7 protein-coding genes are annotated in these 18,741 nt (G+C 72.7%); all 7 read right to left on the bottom strand.

Annotation, left to right across the window (positions count from 1 at the left end; translation table 11 throughout):
• Positions 1 to 26 precede the first annotated feature (26 nt).
• Positions 27 to 1,727 (bottom strand): ABC transporter ATP-binding protein, encoded by a 1,701-nt coding sequence (locus ACYQ8Q_RS03680; protein WP_460061822.1) that lies wholly within the window; start codon positions 1,725 to 1,727, stop codon positions 27 to 29.
• Positions 1,714 to 12,675, bottom strand: a complete 10,962-nt coding sequence (locus tag ACYQ8Q_RS03685) for a non-ribosomal peptide synthetase (protein WP_460061824.1) — start codon at positions 12,673 to 12,675, stop codon at positions 1,714 to 1,716. Before ACYQ8Q_RS03685 ends, ACYQ8Q_RS03680 begins: the two co-directional genes overlap by 14 nt.
• Before the next feature lie 72 nt (positions 12,676 to 12,747).
• Positions 12,748 to 14,532 (bottom strand): ABC transporter ATP-binding protein, encoded by a 1,785-nt coding sequence (locus ACYQ8Q_RS03690; protein ID WP_460061827.1) that lies wholly within the window; start codon positions 14,530 to 14,532, stop codon positions 12,748 to 12,750.
• A complete protein-coding gene (locus tag ACYQ8Q_RS03695; RefSeq protein ID WP_460061828.1) occupies positions 14,533 to 15,600 on the bottom strand; it encodes an iron-siderophore ABC transporter substrate-binding protein in 1,068 nt (355 codons plus the stop codon). It abuts the gene before it with no gap.
• A 113-nt stretch (positions 15,601 to 15,713) separates the two neighbouring features.
• Positions 15,714 to 16,562, bottom strand: a complete 849-nt coding sequence (locus ACYQ8Q_RS03700; RefSeq protein ID WP_460061830.1) for an ABC transporter ATP-binding protein — start codon at positions 16,560 to 16,562, stop codon at positions 15,714 to 15,716.
• Between the two features lie 38 nt (positions 16,563 to 16,600).
• Complete coding sequence (locus tag ACYQ8Q_RS03705) at positions 16,601 to 17,662, bottom strand: FecCD family ABC transporter permease (protein ID WP_460061833.1); 1,062 nt, start codon at positions 17,660 to 17,662, stop codon at positions 16,601 to 16,603.
• Positions 17,659 to 18,717: a FecCD family ABC transporter permease gene (locus ACYQ8Q_RS03710; RefSeq protein WP_460061834.1), complete on the bottom strand. Its 1,059-nt coding sequence runs from the start codon at positions 18,715 to 18,717 to the stop codon at positions 17,659 to 17,661. The genes ACYQ8Q_RS03705 and ACYQ8Q_RS03710 overlap by 4 nt, the downstream gene beginning before the upstream one ends.
• Between the last annotated feature and the right edge of the window lie 24 nt (positions 18,718 to 18,741).

The raw sequence follows: 18,741 nt of genomic DNA on the forward strand, positions 1-18,741 counted from the left end.
GCCCGCTTCCGCCGACCCGGGACGGCTCACCTGGCCACGGCCGCGCAGTACTCCTGATCCGTCGCCAGCAGGTTGCGGTGGGTGTCCTCGGCCGTGATGACGCCGTCGTCCAGGACGAGGACGCGGTCGGCGGCGTCCAGCAGGGCCGGGCTGCTGGTGATGACGAGCGTGGTACGGCCCCGGCGCAGCTGCGCGACGCCCCGCGCGATGAGCTGTTCGGTCACCGCGTCCACGGCCGTCGTCGGGTTGTGCAGCACCAGGACCTCGGTGTCGGCGGCCAGGGCGCGGGCCAGGGACAGCCGTTGGCGCTGCCCGCCGGAGAGGTTCGCGCCGCGGTCGCGGACGCCGTAGTCGAGTCCCTCGCGGTGGAGGGCCACGACATCGGTGAGCATGGACGCCTCGACGGCCTCGGGGACCAGCCGGCTGGTGCCCGACGGGTCGATGTTGGTGCGGAGGGTGCCCGCGAAGATCTCCCCGTCGTAGGGGTTCACCAGCAGGTGCGCGCGGAGCGCCTCGATCGACAGCTCCGCCAGCTCCTGCCCGCCGACCCGTACCACTCCCTCGTACGCCTGCGGCGGGACGTTGACGGCCAGGACCGACGCGAGATCGGCGGCCGTACGCGGCTGGTAGGCGGCGATCGCCACGAACTCACCGGCGGACACCTGGAGTTTCAGCCGGCGCAGGGACCCGTACCGCACACCGTCGATCTCCAGTCCCCCGCCCTCGGCCGGGAGCTCCGGCCCCGGGACCGTCACCGGCGGCGCGGCCAGCACCAGCGCCATCCGCTCGGCCGAGGCGCGGGCGATCATGACGTACTTGGGCATCTCCGAGAACAGCTTCAGCGGGTCCATGATGAACTGCGCCAGCCCCACGGCCATGACGAGTTCCCCGATGTCGATCCGGCCCTCGAAGGCCAGCCAGCCCGCCGTCAGGGTCACCGCGCCGGCGAGGACCGCGTTGAGGGCCAGCGCGGTGCCCGCGTAGGCGCCGTTGACCTTGGCGACGGTGACCGCCTGGCGCTTCGCCTCGGTGCTGACCGTCCGGTAGGAGCGGAACGCCGCGTGGTTGCCGCCGAAGCCGTGCAGCGGGCGCAGTCCGGTGATCAGATCGGCGACCTTCGCACCCGCCCGCGCCACCCGGGCCTGCTGTTCCTGGGTGCTGGAGCCGATCCGCCGGGACAGCACGCTCAGGATCGACATGATCGCGACGGTGCCCACGATCACCAGCAGACCGAGCCGCAGGTCGGCGAGGCCCAGCGCGACCGCCGCGACCACCACCGCGACCAGCGAGCTGATCAGCAGCGGCACCACCTCGATGATGTCGGCGGTCTGGTCGGCGTCCTCGGTGGCGATGGTCAGCACCTCGCCGGACTTGAGGTCGACGTCCCGGGCCACCGGCTGGAGTCCGCAGGCCGCGACCTGCACCCGCCAGCGGTGCGCCTCCGTGGTGTTGGCCTTCTGCAGGACGCGCATGCCGAACCGCCACGACAGCGACACCGTCGTGATGATCACGGCCAGTGCGGCGACGGACAGGCCGAGCGAGCCGAGGCTGCGGTGGCGCATGGTGTGCTCGACGATCAGGCCGAGCGCGATCGGGAACGCCGTCTCACCGGCCTGGTACAGGCCCATGAGGAGGGTGCCCCCGGCCATGGCGCCGAGGTTGCGGCGCAGGGCGGTGCGCAGGATGTCGGACCCCGTGCGGGGCCGCTGGGTGTCAGGAGTGGTCATCGAGGTGGCGGGCAATCGCTTCCGGGGTGCGCAGGGTGAACAGGTCTCGGATCGTGATGACGGGGCCGAACTCACGGCGGAGCAGCCCGTTCAGCCGTACCGCCAGCATGGAGTGCCCCCCGAGGGACACGAAGTCGCTCACCGCGCTCACCTCGTCGTCGTCCAGGTCCAGTGCCTCGGCGAAGAACTCGCACACCACGGTCTCGGTCTCGGTCGCGGGGCCCCGCTCCCCCGCCGTGGTCAGCGCGCCCAGCGGCCTGGCCTCCGGGAGTGCCTTCGTGTCAGCCTTCCCGTTCACGGTCAGCGGGATGCCGTCGACCTGGGCGTAGTGCGTCGGGCGCAGGAAGTCCGGCAGCCCGGCTCCGACCTCGGCGGCGACCGACGCCAGGTCCGCGCCGTCCAGCACGAGATAGGCGGCCAGCCGGTGTGCGCCGTCGACCTGCGGGTCCGGCTGGGCGACCGCGGCGACGAACCGCACCGCCGGGTGGGCCGCGAACACCGCCTCGACCTCGCCGAGTTCGACCCGGTGACCCCGGATCTTGACCTGCTGGTCGGTGCGGCCCAGGTACAGGAGGTTGCCGTCGGGCCGGCGGACCACCAGGTCGCCGGTGCGGTACATGCGCTCGCCGGGCTCGCCGAACGGGCAGGCGACGAACCGGTGCGCGGTCTGGGCGGGCTGTCCGAGATAGCCGCGCGCGATGCCGACGCCCGACACGTACAGCTCACCGGGGACCCCGTCCGGCAACGGCCGCAGCCAGGGGTCGAGGACGTACACGTCGGTGTTGTCGATGGCCACGCCGACCACCGGGTCCGCGCACTCGAAGGTGCCGACGCCGAGGGTGTTGATGGTGTACTCGGTGGGCCCGTACAGGTTGTAGCCGACCGTCCCGGGGGTCTCCGCGAGCCGCTGCCACAGGGTCGGGGTGACGGCCTCGCCGCCCAGCAGCACCAGCGCCGGGCGCCGGGCCGGGTGGTCGAGCAGTCCCTCGGCGACCAGCTGCTGGGCGTAGGTCGGCGTCACGTTGACGACATCGATGCCGTGCTCCAGGCAGTACGCGACCAGCCGGGGCGCGTCCCGGCGCAGTTCCTCGTCGCAGATGTGCACCTCGTGGCCGTCGGCGAGCCACAGCAGCTCCTCCCACGACATGTCGAAGGCGAACGACACGGTGTGCGCGATCCGGAGGACCCGGTGGCCGTGGTCCGCCAGCACCGGCTCGAAGATCCGGCGCTGATGGTTGATCAGCATGTTGGTGAGACCGGCGTACTCCGTCACCACGCCCTTGGGCTTCCCGGTCGAGCCGGAGGTGTAGATCGTGTACGCCGGGTGCCTCAGCCGGTCCGGGTCGCCGGGCGCGAACGTCCGGTACGGCTCGGCCGCGGGGAGCGGACGGTCCAGCTCGATCAGCTCGCCGGGCATGCCCGTCAGCCGGGGTGCCACCGAGCCGACGGTGAGGACGACCTCCGGGCGGGCGTCCGCGACGATCGCGGCGATCCGCTCGTCCGGGTGGTCCAGCTCCAGCGGCACATACGCGGCACCCGTGCGCAGGACGGCGAACAGGGCCACGATCGAGTCCAGGGAGCGCGGGATCGCGAGCCCCACGGTGGTCTCGGGGCCGATGCCGCGCCCGGCGAGCACCCCGGCCACCGCGCGGCTGCGGTCCCGGAGCCCCGCGAAGGTCAGGGTCGCGCCGTCGGCGACCAGCGCCACCCGACCGGGGTCGCGGTCGGCGGCCCGGTCGAACCGGTCGACGACGGTGTCCGTGCCGATGTCCGTGCGCGCCTCGCGCATGGGCTGCGCCCCGAGCCCGGGCAGCGCGCCGACCCGTCCGGTCGCCCCGGCCAGGTCGTCCAGTACGCGCAGATAGTCGTCGAGGAGCCGGCGGGCGCCCTCGGCGTCGCCGTCGCGGTACTCCAGCTTGACCGTGAGCCGGTCGCCCGGCGTGACGACCCAGGTGTACGGGTAGTGGGTGGAGTCGTCCGCCTTGACCGAGGTGATGCCGTGCCGGGCGTTCATCTCGGCGAAGGCGTCCAGGTCCAGGAAGTTCTGCAGCACGAACAGGTTATCGAACAGGGTGTCGTGCCCGCTGGCCCGCTGGATCTCGCCGAGCCCCAGGTGCTCGTGCTCCATCGCCTCGACCCGGGCCGCCTGCACGGCCGACAGGTAGGCGCGGACCGTGTCGTCCGGCCGGGCCCTGGTCCACATCGGCACGGTGTTGAGCAGCACGCCGACGACGTCCTCGAGTCCCTCGCCCTCGCGGCCGGAGACGGTCACGCCGAACACGGCGTCGCCGCGGCCCGTGCGGGCGCCCAGCAGCAGGCCGAACGCGCCGGTCAGCACGGAGTTCAGGGTGACGCCGTGCGTCCTGGCGGCCTCCGCCAGCAGCGCCGACTGCGCGGCGGTCAGGGTGTGCACCAGAGCGCGCGGCAGGTCGTCCGAGAACACCGGGGCCGGTCCGGCGAGCAGTGTCGGGCCGGGCAGTGCCGCCAGGTGCTCCGCCCAGAAGCGTTCCGCCGCGGCACCGTCCCTGGCGTCGAGTGCCCGGGCGTGGTCCTCGAAGCTCGGCACGGCCGGCACCGGGACCGGCGACTCGCCCGCGACGACGGACTCGTAGGCGTCGAACAGGTCGCGCAGCACGATCTCGCGGGACCAGCCGTCCCACAGCAGCAGGTGGTAGCTGAGCAGCAGGCCGTCGCGGCCGTCGGGCAGCCGGACCACGGTCAGCCGGATCAGCGGCGGCTCGGCCGGGTCGAAGCCCGTGTCGCGGTCGCGGTCGCGCAGCTCCTCGACCTCGGCGTCCGTGGCGAGTTCGAGGGTGCGGACCCCGACCCGGCGGCCCGCCCCGAGGACCTGCACCGGGTTGCCGTCGTCGTCGGTGGTGAAACCGGCGCCGACGACCGGGTGCCGGGCGATCACGTACGCCATCGCCTCGGCGAGCGCGTCCGGGTCCAGGCGCCGGTCGAAGGTGAACCAGCTCTGCGCGACGTAGTGCCCGGCCGATCCCGCGAGCTGCGCCTGGAAGTACAGGCCCCGCTGGAGGGGGGTGACCGGTGCCGTGCGCTCGGCCGTCGCGGAGACGTCGGCGAGATGCTCCAGGGCGTCGCGCCAGTGGCCGAGGATCTCGTCGGGGACGCCCTCGGCGAGGGTGAAGGCCGCGTGCAGGCTTCCGGTGGCGGCGTCGAGCCAGGCGTTCACCTCGACGGCGTACGGGCTGCTGCCCTCGTCGCCGCCGTTGATGTGCACCGCCTGGGACTCGCTGCCCCGGCCGAGGTAGTTGAACAGCACCTGCGGACGGGCGGTCAGCAGCGGGGCCGTCTGCGGGTCGAGGTACCTGAGCCGGCCGTAGCCGGCGTGCGCCCGCTCGTCGGGCCGGCGTTCGAGGAGTTCACGCGCCGCGGCGACCGGATCGGTATGCGCGGTGAGCCGTACGGGCGCGATGGCGGTGAACCAGCCGACCGTGCGGGTGTAGTCGTGGTGTTCCTGGACCGGGACCCGGCCGTGCCGCTCCAGCTCGATCGCCAGATCCGTGGGCTCGGGCTGGACGCGGGTGAGGGCGGCGCGCAGCGCGCCGCACAGCAGTTCGGTGAGGCCGATGCCGAGCGCGGTGGGCGCGAGACGGGTCAGCCGGTCGGTCGCATCGGGCGCGAGGACGACCGTGCTCGCGCGGAGCCCGTCGACGGCGGGGAGCAGCGGGGGCGCCTGGAGCGTGGTGATCCAGTGCCCGAGGTCGTCGGTCGTGCGGGCGGAGTCGAGGGCGAATGCCTCGGCGTACTCGGCGTACGAGGTGGTCGGCGGCGCCAGGGGCTCCGCGCGCAGGGCGGCCGCCAGATCGTCCAGCAGGATCAGCCAGGACACCGCGTCGACGGCGAGGTGGTGCACGGTGACCACCAGGGTCCGGTTCCGCTCCAGCCAGGAGAACGCGACGACCTCCCCCGTCTCGGGGTCGAGCCGTCCGGCGGCCTCGTTCGCCGCCGTCGTGGCGTCGGTCGTGTCCGGCCGTACGACGGTGATCTCGCCGGGGGGTTCGGTCCGCAGGGTCCAGACGCCGTGCTCGGTCCTCAGCCGGAGCCGGAGGGCCGGATGCGCGGCGACGACGGCGCGCGCGGCGCGCTCGGCGTCGGCGAACCCGGTGCCCTCGGGGGCCACCAGGGTCCGGGCCTGGGCGAACCGGGCGAGGGAGCCGCCGAGTTCGCGTCGGCGCAGGATGATCGGCGTCGGTGTCAGCGGGCCGTCCTCATGGCGGTCGGGCGCGGGGGCCGCCGTGACCTGCGGTGCCCTTGCCGTGAGTTGTGCGGCGAGCGCGCGCGGGGTCCGGTGCAGGAACACGTCGCGAGGTGCGATCGGCAGGCCGAGCGCCCTGGCGCGGTTGATCAGGGTGATGGCGACGATGCTGTCGCCTCCGGCGCGGAAGAAGTCGGTGTCGGCGTTCACCTCGGCGTCCTGCAGCGCCTCGGTGAAGACGGCGATCAACGCGGCGAGCGCGACGTCTTCGTGCGCGGGTGCGTCGTGGCCGGTCGCGCCCCGCGGCGGAGCCGCTGATGGACACAGCCCCGCGCCCCTGGGGGGCGCGGCGGCCGCGCCGGCCGCCAGGGCCTCGCGGTCCAGCTTGCCGTTCACCGTCAGCGGTAGGGCGTCCAGCGTCAGCACCCGGGCCGGCACCATGTGCGCGGGCAGTTTCGCCGACAGCAGGGCGGTGAGGTCGCCGGGCGCCCGGCCCACGACGTGCGCCACCAGGTGGTCGCCGTCGGCCGCGACCGTGACGGCCGCGTCGACCACCCCGTCCAGTTCCCGGACCGCTGTCTCCACCTCGCCCAACTCGATACGGAAACCCTTGAGTTGGACCTGGTCGTCGGCGCGGCCGGTGAACTCGAGCTCGCCGTCGAGGGTACGGCGGGCGAGGTCGCCCGTGTGGTACATGCGGGAGCCGTCGTCGGTGAACGGGTTCGCCACGAACCGGCCCGCCGTGAGCCCGGGACGGCCCAGATAGCCGAGCGACACCTGGTCGCCGGCCACGTAGATGGCGCCCACCTTCCCCGGCGGGACCGGCCGGAGCCGGTCGTCGAGGAGATAGGTGGCCAGGCCGGGGATCGGTCCGCCGATGGGGCTGACGTCGTCGCCCCCGGCGAAGTCCTCGTCGGTCAGCACCCGGTGGGTGACATGGACGGTGGTCTCGGTGATGCCGTACATGTTGACCAGTTCGGGCGTGGCGGTGCCGTGCCGTTCCACCCAGCCGCGCAGCCGTCCGAGGTCCAGCGCCTCACCGCCGAAGATGATCCGGCGCAGCGCGGGCAGCGGTTCGCCCGCGTGCCGGTCGGCCTCGATGAACTGGTAGAACGCCGACGGCGTCTGGTTGAGCACGGTCACCGCGCGCTCGCGGACCAGCCGGTGGAAGTCGACCGGGGAGCGAGTCAGCGCGTACTCCGGCACCAGCAGCTCACCGCCGTGCGCCAGCGCGCCCCACAGCTCCCAGACCGCGAAGTCGAAGGAGAAGGAGTGGAACTGGACCCACACGTCCCGTGGGCCGAAGTCCATGTCGGGCCGGGTGTTGCCGAGCAGGGCCACCACGCTGGAGTGCGGGACGACGACGCCCTTGGGCCGGCCGGTGGAGCCGGAGGTGTAGATCACGTACGCCGGATCGTGCCGACGGGCCTCGGGAACCGGCGCGGCGGTGGCCTGCTCCGGGTCCGGTGCGTCGCCCAGCACCAGCACCCGGGCCTGGATGTCCGCCCGGGCCAGCAACCCGGTGAAGCGGTCGCGCTGGTCGCGGTCCACGAGGACCACCTGGGGAGCGGCGTCCGCGAGGATGTACTCCAGCCGTTCGTCGGGGTACGCGAGGTCCAGCGGCACGTACGCGCCGCCCGCGCCGACGATCGCGACCAGGGCGACGACCTGCTCGACGGAGCGCGGGACGGCGACGGCGACCCGCCGGCCCGGCCCGACCCCGGCGGCGCGCAGTGTCGCGGCCAACCCGTCCTTCTCGGCGGCGAGTTCGCCGTAGGTCAGGGAGCGGGTGGCGCCGTCGAGGGCGCACTGGGTGACGGCGGTGGCGGCCGGGTCGCGGCGGGCGGCGGCGTCGAAGAGTCCGCCGAGGGTCAGCGGTGTGAGGGGCGCGGGAGGCCGGTCGTCCACCGGTGCGAGGTCGGTGACCAGGGCGTCCGGCCGGGTGAGCAGAGCGGTGAGGGTCCGGGCGAAGGCGTGCAGCAGCGACCGGGCGCTCGTCTCACGGATCAGCTCACCGTCGTGGATCAGGTTGAAGCGGGCGCGGCCGTCGGCGGTGCGCTCGACGACCAGCGTCAACGGGTAGTGCGGCGCCCCCTCGTTGACGATGCCGGTGACGGCCAGGGTGTCGCCGGGCCGTCGCAGGCCCGCCACGTCGGTGGCGACGTCGAACACCACCAGGGTGTCGAACAGGGAGCCGGCGCCGGCGAGCCGGCCGATCCTCGCCAGCGAGAGGTGCTGGTGCGCCAGCACCGCGCTCTGGTGTTCCCGCACGGAGGCGAGCAGCTCGTGCGCGGTGGTGGTCGCGGCCCAACGGGCCCGCACGGGGATCGTGTTGATGAACAGGCCGACCATGTCCTCGATGCCGGGCAGATCGAGGTCACGGCCGGACACCGTGGAGCCGAACACCACGTCGCTGCCGTGCAGGACGGAGCCCAGCGTCACCGCCCAGGCACTGTGCACGGCCACGCTGAGCGGCACCCCGGCCGACCGGGCGGCCGCGTCGATGTCGTCCTCCGGCTCCAGGACGGCGTCCGCGAACCGGTCGGAGGGGGTGTGCCCCTCGGCGACCAGGGAGGTGCCGGGCAGGTCGGTGAGCTGTTCGCGCCAGACGCGGTCGCTCTCGTCCTCGTCCTGTCCGGCGAGCCGGCGCACATGGTCGGGGAAGCCGCCGAGGGGGTACACGGTCCCCGGCGCGTGGTACTCGGCCAGCAGTGCGCGGAGCATCGGCGGCACCGACCAGCCGTCGGCGACGATGTGGTGCACGGTCTGCACCAGGACGTCACGGCCGGGGCCCCCGCGGACGAGGGTGTACCGCATCAGCGGGCCGGTCGCGAGGTCGAACCCGGCGCGGCGGTCCCGCTCGGCGAACTCGCGCAGGGCGGCGTCGGTGATGCCGGGGCGGTCCAGCGTGCGGAAGGGCGCCCGCACCCCGCTCTCCAGGACGGAGACCACCCGGCCGTCGGCGAGGGCCGTGAACCGGGCGGCCAGGTTGGGGTAGAGCGTGAGCAGCCGGGTGGCCGCCGCCTCCAGCCGGTCCGCGTCCACCTCGCCGTCGAGCGTGAGCAGTTGCTGCTCGACATAGGAGCCCGCCGAGTCGTCGTCGAAGACGGAGTGGAAGTAGAGGCCTTCCTGGAGCGGGGTCAGCGGCAGGACGTCCAGCAGCCGGGGGCCGTCGAGGGCGTCGACGTCGGCCTGGGTGAGCCGCACCAGGTCGAAGTCGCTGGGCGAGTGGCCGCCTTCGTCCAGCGCGGCGAGTCCGGCCAGGGCCGTCCGGTAGTACGCGCCGAGGGCGGTGATGTCGTCCTCGGTGAACATCCCCTCGGGCCAGGAGACGGTGGTGAGCAGTTCGTACGCGCCGTTCGCGGCGGGTTCCGCGATGGCGTTGAACTCCAGGGGGCGCGGCAGACGCATCTCCGGATCGCGCTTCTCGCCCAACTGGCCGGTCGTGTGCGCGAGTTGCCAGTCGCCGGGGGCGCCGGCGTCGAAGCGGCCCAGGTAGTTGAAGAGCACCTGGGGGGCGGGCGCGTCGAACTCGGCCTGGGCCAGGTACCGCAGGGCGCCGTAGGACACGCCGTTGTCGGGGACCCGGGCCAGGTCCTCCTTGACCGCCTTGAGCGCGGCGGCCAGATAGGAGGGCGCGGTGAAGTCGGCGGTGTCCCCGGGGTCGACGGTCACGGGGAACAGGGTGGTGAACCAGCCCACGGTCCGGGACAGTTCGGGCTCGAAGCCGGCGGAGGGCGCGACGAACGGGGCCTCGCGGCCGTGGCCCTCGAGTTCGATGTGCGCGAAGGTCTGCCGCTGCCCGAGGTCACGGCGCCACCGGGCGAGGGCGACGGCTAGTGCGGTCAGCAGCACGTCGTTGACGCCGGCGTGGAACTTCGCGGGGATCTCGCCCAGCAGCGCGGCCGTGGTCTCGGGGCCGACCGAGACGTTCCGCAGCCGCTCCTTGGCGACGGTGTCGGTCGCCGACAGGGCACGCCGGCCCACCGGCCGGTCCTCGCCCGGCAGGGGCCGCCGGTAGTACGCGCTGTCCGCGTCGAACGCGGCGCGTTCCAGGAGCTGGGTCCAGCGCCTGAAGGACGTGCCCCCACTGGGGAGTTCGGCCGGGGTGCCTTCGGTGTGCTGCCGCCATGCGGTGGCCAGGTCGTCCATCAGGATCCGCCAGGACACCCCGTCGATCACCACATGGTGGGCGACGAGGACCAGTTGGCGTGCCGCGCGGCGCCATACGGCCCGCAGCATCGCGCCGCCCGCCGGGTCGAGCGCGGCGGTGGCGAGGGCGACGCACGCGTCGAGCGGCCGGTCGCTCTCCTCCCATCCCGCGACGGCCCGGTCCGGCTCGGGGATCTCGAAGCCCCACCGCTCGCCACGCACCAGCCGGGCGCGCAGCATGTCGTGCCGGCGGACCACCGCGGTGAGGATCTCGTCGAGGGCGTCCGCGGTCAGGTCCGCGGGGGTGGTCAGCACCACCGACTGGACGAAGCCGTCGACGGCGTCGGTGGTCTCCCCGAGCCACTGCACGACGGGGGATCCCACGACGGAACCGGTGGCGACATCGCGGTGGTCGACGGCCGAGACGTCCTCACGGCTCGCCACCGCGGCCAGCGCGCCCACCGTGCCGTGGGTGAAGATCTGCCGTGCCGTGACATGCAGCCCGGCCTCGCGCAACGCGCTCAGCAGGGAGATCGCGAGGATGCTGTCTCCGCCGAGCTTGAAGAAGTTCTGGTCGACGCCGACCTCGTCGAGCCGCAGGACGGCCGCGACGGCCGCGCACACCGCGCGCTCGTCGTCGGTGGCGGGCCGCACGAGCGAGCCCGTGTCGAGCACGGGCTCGGGGAGCGCGGCCCGGTCGAGCTTGCCGTTGGCGGTGAGCGGGAACTCCGACAGGACGACGACATGGGCGGGCACCATGTACTCCACCATGTGCGCGGAGGCCCACACCTTCACGTCGTCCGCCCGCAGGTCCTCGCTCCCGGCGGCCGGGATGACGTACCCGACGAGGTAGGTGCCGCCCGCCGTGTTCTTCTTCGCGACGACGCAGGTGTGCCGGACGCCGGGGTGCTCCGCCAGCCCGGCCTCGACGTCCTCGATCTCCAGCCGCATGCCGCGGATCTTGATCTGGTTGTCGGCCCGGCCGAGGAAGTCCAGCGACCCGTCGGCGTTGAAGCGTGCCAGGTCACCGGTCCGGTACAGCCGGGAGCCGTCGGCGGCGAAGGGGTTCGCGACGAACCGGGAGGCGGTCAGGCCGGGCGCGTTGACGTATCCCCGCCCCAGGAGGAAGCCGCCCACGTACAGTTCGCCACCGGCGCCCACCGGGACCGGGCGCAGTTCGTCGTCCAGGACGTAGAGCTGGGTGTTCGGGTTGGCCCTGCCGATCGACGTCGTAAGGCGTTCGGCCGCGCCGCGGTAGATGACGTGCGAGACGCCGATGGTCGTCTCCGCGGGGCCGTAGCCGTGGTACATGGGGATGTCGAGCCTGGTGCGGAAGCGCTCGTACAGCTCCGGGGTCAGGACCTCGCCGCCGCACCACACGTGCCGCAGACTGTCCAGGCGCCCCGACTCGCCCGCGATCTCCAGCAGGACGTCCAGCATGGACGAGACGAGGTAGGTGAAGGTGACGCGCTGCTCGGCGATGACGCCCAGCAGATGGTGCGGGTCGCGTTCGCCGCCGGGCCGCAGCACGACCAGCCGGCCGCCGGACACCAGCGGCAGGAATATCTCGTTGATGGAGATGTCGAAGGACAGCGGCGCCTTGAACAGCGAGGCGTCGTCGTGGCCGAAGCGCAGGATCTCGTGCACCTGCCACAGCAGGCGCTCGCTGATCGCCTCGTGCCGGATCATCGCGCCCTTGGGCCGCCCCGTGGAACCGGACGTGAAGATGACGTAGGCCAGGGCCTCGCCGAGGACCGTGACGCCGGTCCCCCCGGTGGGGTGGGCGCCGAACCGCCAGTCGCCGAGGTCCACGGCCACGGCGTCCGGCTCGCCGGGGGCGGCCTCGCCCGAGGCGTCGAGCTGCAGGACGACCCGGGCGTCCTCGATGACGACGGCCCGGCGCGCGGCGGGCCACTGCGGGTCGAGCGGGACGAACGCGCCTCCCGCCTGGAGCACGGCGAGCAGGGCGACGACCATGTCGGCGGAGCGGCCGAGGGAGATGCCGACGACCTGCTCGGCGGTGAGGCCGCGTTCGATGAGATGGTGCGCCAACTGACTGGAGAGATCAGCAACCTGACGATAGGTCAGGGTTCGTTGTTCGTCCACGACGGCGACCGCGTCCGGGCGGGTGCGGGCCTGTTCGCGGAACATCTCCACGATGGTGGGGCGAAGGCGGTCGGCCCGGTTGTCGTTCCACTCGGCCAGGGTCGCGAGCCGCGCGGCCACGCCGGACGGGCCGATCGTGCCGAGGGGCCGGTCGGGGAAGTCGGCCAGGTCGTCCAGGGCGAGCTGGGCGTCGGCCCGGTGGACGCCGTCGGGGACGGTGATGCCGCGCCCGTCGGCGACGACCTCCCAACCGGTGGGCGCCGCACCGCCGTTGTCGACCCAGCCGAGGACGTCGGCGAAGAGCGTGCCGGGGGTGAGGTCGATGCCGTCAGGACTCAGGCCCGTCGCCCAGTACGACAGCCCGATGGCGCACGCTTCGGCGACGGTGCGGTCGCAGTAGTCGCCGATGCGCCGGCGTACGTCGGAAAGGCGATCGGTGGACAGCAGTACGAGACCAGCGCTCGATTCCATCGACGACTCAACGCCCCTTCTGAGCATGAAAGTTGCCTCACATAACGGAGGGCTGACCTGGCATGGGGCCGATCAACTGCCTTCTCGCCAGGCCCGCCACAGTCGTGCGTAGCGGCCGCCCACCGCCACCAGTTCGTCGTGTGTGCCCTGTTCGACCACGCGTCCCGCGTCCAGTACGGCGATCCGGTCGGCCGCCATGGCCTGGGTGAGCCGGTGCGCCACGAACAGGGTGGTCCGCCCGGAGCACGCGGCCAGGACGGCCCGCTCCAGTTCGGCGGCGCCCTCGCTGCCCGCCTCCGCGGTCGACTCGTCGAGCACGACCACCGGCGAGCGGGCCAGCACCAGCCGCGCCAGGGCGAGTTGGGCGACCTTGGTGACGTCCAGGCGCTCACCGCCCTCGCCGACGGCGGTGTTCAGCCCGTCGGGCAGCGCCTCCGCCCAGGCGCCCGCGCCGACCCGGCGCAGGGCGCCCGTCAGCTCGCCGTCGGTGGCCTGCGGGGCGGCCAGCCGCAGATCGTCGGCGAGCGGACCGGAGAACACATGGGTCTCCTGGGTCAGGATGCTCACCAGGGCCCGGGCCCCGGCCTCGTCCAGACCGGCGAGGTCGGTCGACCCGACGCGCACGGACCCGGACGTCGGGGTGCCGATGCCCGCGATCAGCGCGGCCAGGGTCGTCTTGCCGGCGCCGGTCGCGCCCACCAGGGCGAGCGAACCGCCGGCCGGGATCGTCAGGTCGACGTCCCTGAGGACGGGTTCGTCGGTGCCGGGGTAGCGGAAGGTCAGCCCCTTCACCGTCACCGGCAGCGGCGCGGGGTCCGCCGGGGCGACGGCCGGGTCGCCCACGAGCCGGCCCTCGGCGGCCTCCCCCAGTACACCGACCAGCCGGGTCAGGCTCGCGCCGGACTTCTGCGCCTCGTCGAAGGTGAACATGATGAGGCCCAGCGGGGTGAACAGCCGGTGGAACAGCAGCGGCGCCGCGGACACCTCGCCGAGGGTGGCGGCGTCCGCCTCCAGCAGGCCGTAGCCGACCAGGAGGATCAGGACCAGCCCGATGAACTCTGCGCGGTTCTCCCGGCCGACGAACCGGCCGAAGAACCGGAACACGTCGATGCCCAGGTTGCGCACCCGCCAGGACTCGGCGGTGACCTTCTCGCGGAAGGCGTCCTCGAGGCGGTAGGCCCGCACCGTGTCGATCCCGTTCAGGCCGCTGATCAGCGCCTGGGCGCGGTCGGCCTGGGCCGTCCGCTGCCGCTGGTAGAGGGGCGCGGAGCGCGGCAGGTACCAGCGCAGGGCCAGCGCGTACGCCGGCAGGGCCGCGGCGCCGGCCAGGCCCAGCCGCCAGTCCAGTCCGAACATGCCGGCCGTGGCGATGGTGACCAGCACCCCGGCGGAGAACACCGTGGGGACGGCCGTGCGGATGCCCTTGGAGATGACGGCCACGTCGTCACCGACCCGGGAGAGGACGTCTCCCCGGCCGACCTCCTCGATGCGTGCGCTCGGCATGCCGAGCACCGCGCGGACGGCGCCCTCCCGCAGCCGGGCGAGCAGGTCCGCGCCGAGCCGTCCGATCAGATAGGTCGACACCGCGGTGGCCGCCGCGCCGAGCAGCGCGGCGGCTCCGATCAGTACGCCGACGGTGACGAGGATCGAGCGGGACCCGCCCTCGACGACTCCGTCGACCACCCGGCCGAGCAGGAGCACGGGGAGCACCTGGAGCGCCGCCCCGGCCACCGTGGTGAGCACGGTGGCCGTGGTCAGCCAGGGCGCCTCGCGGCAGTGCGCCGTGACCCATCGGGTGGCCTCGCGTCCGGACGCGGTGCGCAGGGTCGCGGGGGCCACGCGCGTGTCGGTCGACATCTACTGGCCGGCCGCCGACTCGACGAGCTCGTCGATCGCGTACGGCATCGACAGCAGGGTGCCCTGGGAGATGGCCGCGCCGACCGCCGGGCCCTCGCTGTCCAGCAGGTAGGACACGTCGCCCTTCTTCACGGCGTCCAGGTTGGCGAACAGCTTGAACTTCTTCAGGGCGTCCGTGTCGGCCTTGTCGTTGATGACGAAGATGTGGTCGACGTCGACGAGGTCGACGCGCTCGGGCGAGAGCTTGGTGTAGAAGCTGCCGTCCGCGATCTTGTCGATCTCGGTCTGGTAGGTGAAGCCGATGCCGGTCACGAGCCGTCCGCGGACGTCGGTGGAGGTGAACGGCGCCACGGAGTTCTCGTACCAGGACAGCACCACGGCCTTCTGGTCGGCGAACTCGGGGTGCGCCTTCTTCGCCGCGTCGAGCTTGGCCTGGATGTCGTCGACCATCTTCTGGCCCTCGTCGGCCTTGCCGAGGGCCTTGGCGATCTGGAGGGCGTTGTCCTGCCAGGGCGCGCTGAACGGCTCCTTCTCGGTCTTGGTACGGCCCACCGTGGGAGCGATCTTGGAGAGCTTGTCGTAGGCGGCCTGGTCGACCTCGGAGTAGACCGCGATGATCAGGTCCGGGCGCAGGGCGGCGATCTTCTCGTAGTTGGGGCCGGAGTCACCGTTCTTCATGATGACCTCGGGCTTGGAGTCCCCCCACTTGTCCTTCACCCAGGGCCACTGGGTGTTGATGTCGGGGCTCTGGCCCGTGGGGTTCGGGTACTGGTCGACCATGCCGACGGGCTTGATGCCGAACGCCAGGACGGTCTGGTCGTCGGTGTAGCCGACGGTGACGACCCGCTCGGGGGCCTTCTTGACCGTCGTGCTGCCGAACGCGTGCTCCACGGTGACCGGGAAGGCTCCGGCCGCGGTGGTCGAGGTGGCGTCGCCCGCCTTGTCGGCCGTGTCCGTGTCCGAGCCGGAGCCGCACCCCGCGAGGAGGCCGACACCGAGGGCCGCGGCGGACAGGGTCGCCGCGAGCCGACGCCACGGCGTCCTGCGCGTCGTTCTGTGGAGGAGCATCCGTCATTCCCCTTGCTGTTCGCGCTGTCCAGTACGCCCCGGGTAAGGGCAGGCAAACCGTACCGCATTGAAGTAAGGTTAGCCTAGCCTAACTTACCCAACTTTGTTGGCGTCTAGTCCAGTTGGACGTGCGTACGCCCGATCGGGACGATGAGCGGCCGGTCTCCCACCGGGTCGTCGATCACCTGGGCACGCAGCCCGAACGCCTCGTGGAGCAGCTCGGCCGTGATGACGTCGCGGGGGTGGCCCTGCGCCAGGATCGCCCCGGAGCGCATCACGACGAGGTGGTCGCTGTAGCGGGCGGCCAGGTTGAGGTCGTGCAGCACCATGACCACGGTGCAGCCCGCGCCCTGGAGGTCGCTCACCAGGTCGAGCACGTCGATCGCGTGCGCCAGGTCCAGATAGGTGGTCGGCTCGTCGAGCAGCAGCAGGTCGGTGCCCTGGGCCAGGGTCATCGAGATCCAGACCCGCTGCCGCTGTCCGCCGGACAGGGTGTCCACCGCCCGGCCGGCCAGATCGGACACCCCGGTCATGGCGAGCGCGCGCTCCACCACGGCGGCGTCGTCCGAGGACCACTGCCGCAGCCAGCTCTGGTGCGGATGGCGGCCCCGGGCGACCAGGTCGGACACCGTCAGCCCCTCCGGCGCGACCGGCGCCTGCGGCAGCAGGCCGAGCTTCTTCGCCACGTCCCTGGTCCTGAGCCCGGCGATGTCCTCGCCGTCCAGCACGACGGTCCCGCCGGACGGTTTGAGCAGCCGTGCCAGGGTCCGCAACAGGGTCGACTTCCCGCAGCCGTTGGGGCCGATGATCGTGGTGATCACGCCGGGCGGTATCGCCACGTCGAGATCCTCGATCACGGTCCGCGCGCCGTACCCGACCGTGACACCCCGCGCTGCCAGCCTCGCGGCCGTATCGGTTGTATCGGTCCCGGTCTCGACGCCGGTGATGGACTGAGCGACCACAAGGCCCCCTTGTTCAGGCTTACCTAACGTAGTGTCAGCTATCTGCGGTTCGCCCGCACCAGCAGATGGACGAGGAAGGGGCCGCCGATCGCGGCGGTGACCACACCGACCGGGAGACTGACGGGCAGGGCCGTACGCGCGAGCAGGTCCGAGCCGGTCAGCAGCAGGGCGCCGACGACACCGGAGGCCGGCATCGGCGGGGTGGGGGACCGGGTCAGCCGCATCGCCGCCTGCGGGGCCACCAGGGCGACGAACGGGACCGGGCCCGCCGCGCTCACCGCCACGCCGGCCAGCAGGACCGCGCACAGCAGGAGGGCCGCCCGCACCGCCGAGTGACGGACCCCCAGGCCCGCCGCGACGTCGTCGCCGAGGTGCAGCGGCTTGAACTGGAACGACAGGCACGCCACCACGGCCAGGAGGGCGAGTGTGCCCCAGAGCGCCACATGGACCTCGCTCCAGGACCGGTTGTCCAGCGAGCCGACCAGCCAGGCCTGGGACTGGGCCACGTCCCTGATGTCGGCCGTGGCCAGCAGCCAGGTCGTGATCGCCTCCGCCACCGCGCTCACCGAGATGCCGATGAGGATCAGCCGGAAGCCGTCGATCCCGCGCCGCCAGGCCAGGAAGTACACCAGGAGCCCGGTGCCGAGACCGCCCACGAGCGCGGCCGCGGACACCCCCACGGAGTCGACGATCGCCGCGGTGGTGCCACCCGACACCGTCACCAGGAACACCGCGGTCGCCCCCGCGCCCCCGGTGATCCCGAGGATGTCCGGGCTGGCCAGCGGATTGCGTGCGACGGACTGGGTGATCGCCCCGGACACCCCGAGCGCGATCCCCACCACGATCCCGGCGAGGGCACGCGGCATCCGCAGATCCATGATCACGAACTCGTCGACCGGTTCGCCCCGGCCGAGGATCGTGGCGAAGACCCGGGGCAGGCCGATGGGGAAGTCCCCGACGCCGATGGACAGGCAGAACACCAGGAAGGTGCCCGCCGCCAGCAGCAGCGTGACCAGAACGAGCCAGGGCCGCCAGACGAACGACACCCCGCCGAGCCTGAGGCCCGGCGCCACCGAAGGCTTCACGTCCGTCCCGTTCATGCGTTCTTGAACTTTCCGAGCCACACCAGCCCCGCGAAGAACGGCGCGCCGAGCAGGGCGACGAGGACGCCCGCGTCCAGTTCCCCGGGGCGCACCACCAGCCGCCCCACGATGTCGCAGACCAGCAGGACGATGGCGCCGAGCAGTCCGGCGTAGGGCACCAGCCAGCGGTAGTCGGGTCCGGTGAGGTACCGGGCCACATGGGCCACCATGAGTCCGAGGAAGGCGATGGGACCGCAGGCCGCCGTCGCCGCGCCCGCCAGCAGGGTGATGGCGGCGATGCCGACCGTCCGGCTCAGCGCGATGTTCACGCCCAGCCCGCGCGCCACGTCCTCGCCGAGATTCAGCAGGTTGACGGTGGGCAGCGTGGTGAGCGCCAGCACGAGGCCGACCACGATGAACGCGGTCACCGGCCCGATGACGTCGAAGCCGATCCCGGCCACGGAGCCCGCGTTCCAGAACCGCAGGGCGTTCAGCGACTTCTGGTCGGACAGCGCGACCGCCGTGGTCATCGCCGCGAGGAACACCGTGACCCCCTGCCCGGCCAGGGCGAGGGTCAGGGGGTTGCCGGCGCCCCGGCCGATGCTGGCCAGGCCGAACACGACGACACCGGCGACCGCCGCGCCCAGGAAGGCGAACCAGACGTACTGGAAGGGGTGGGAGAACCCGAACACGGAGATCGCCGTGACGACGGCGAAGGACGCGCCGGAGTTCACCCCCAGCAGGCCCGTGTCGGCGATCGGGTTGCGGGTGTAGCCCTGGATCAGGGCGCCGCCCACGCCCAGGGCGATGCCCGCGACGATCGCGAGCACCGTCCGGGGCACCCGTACGGTCTGCACGATGAGCCGGATCTCGGTGAGCCGCCGGTCGGAGTCGGGCGCCGCGAACAGCCCGTGCCACACCTCGCCGGGACTCAACGCGCGCGCCCCCACCGCCAACGACACCACCCCCGCGGCGAGGAGAATCGCCAGCAGCATGCCGAGACCCACAACTCGCCTGCGACGGGCCTGTGTTGGGGCCTCGGACGTGGGTCGCTCCACTGCAGTCGTGCCCATGTCGACGTACGTTATCCCTTTGAT

Source organism: Streptomyces sp. YKOK-I1, from assembly GCF_054660435.1.

Bases quoted from the DNA above. Each gene is read 5' to 3' on its own strand.
- ACYQ8Q_RS03685 (WP_460061824.1), bottom strand. From the start codon at position 12,675: ATGGAATCGAGCGCTGGTCTCGTACTGCTGTCCACCGATCGCCTTTCC.
- ACYQ8Q_RS03695 (WP_460061828.1), bottom strand. From the start codon at position 15,600: ATGCTCCTCCACAGAACGACGCGCAGGACGCCGTGGCGTCGGCTCGCG.
- ACYQ8Q_RS03710 (WP_460061834.1), bottom strand. From the start codon at position 18,717: ATGGGCACGACTGCAGTGGAGCGACCCACGTCCGAGGCCCCAACACAG.
- ACYQ8Q_RS03705 (WP_460061833.1), bottom strand. From the start codon at position 17,662: ATGAACGGGACGGACGTGAAGCCTTCGGTGGCGCCGGGCCTCAGGCTC.
- ACYQ8Q_RS03690 (WP_460061827.1), bottom strand. From the start codon at position 14,532: ATGTCGACCGACACGCGCGTGGCCCCCGCGACCCTGCGCACCGCGTCC.
- ACYQ8Q_RS03680 (WP_460061822.1), bottom strand. From the start codon at position 1,727: ATGACCACTCCTGACACCCAGCGGCCCCGCACGGGGTCCGACATCCTG.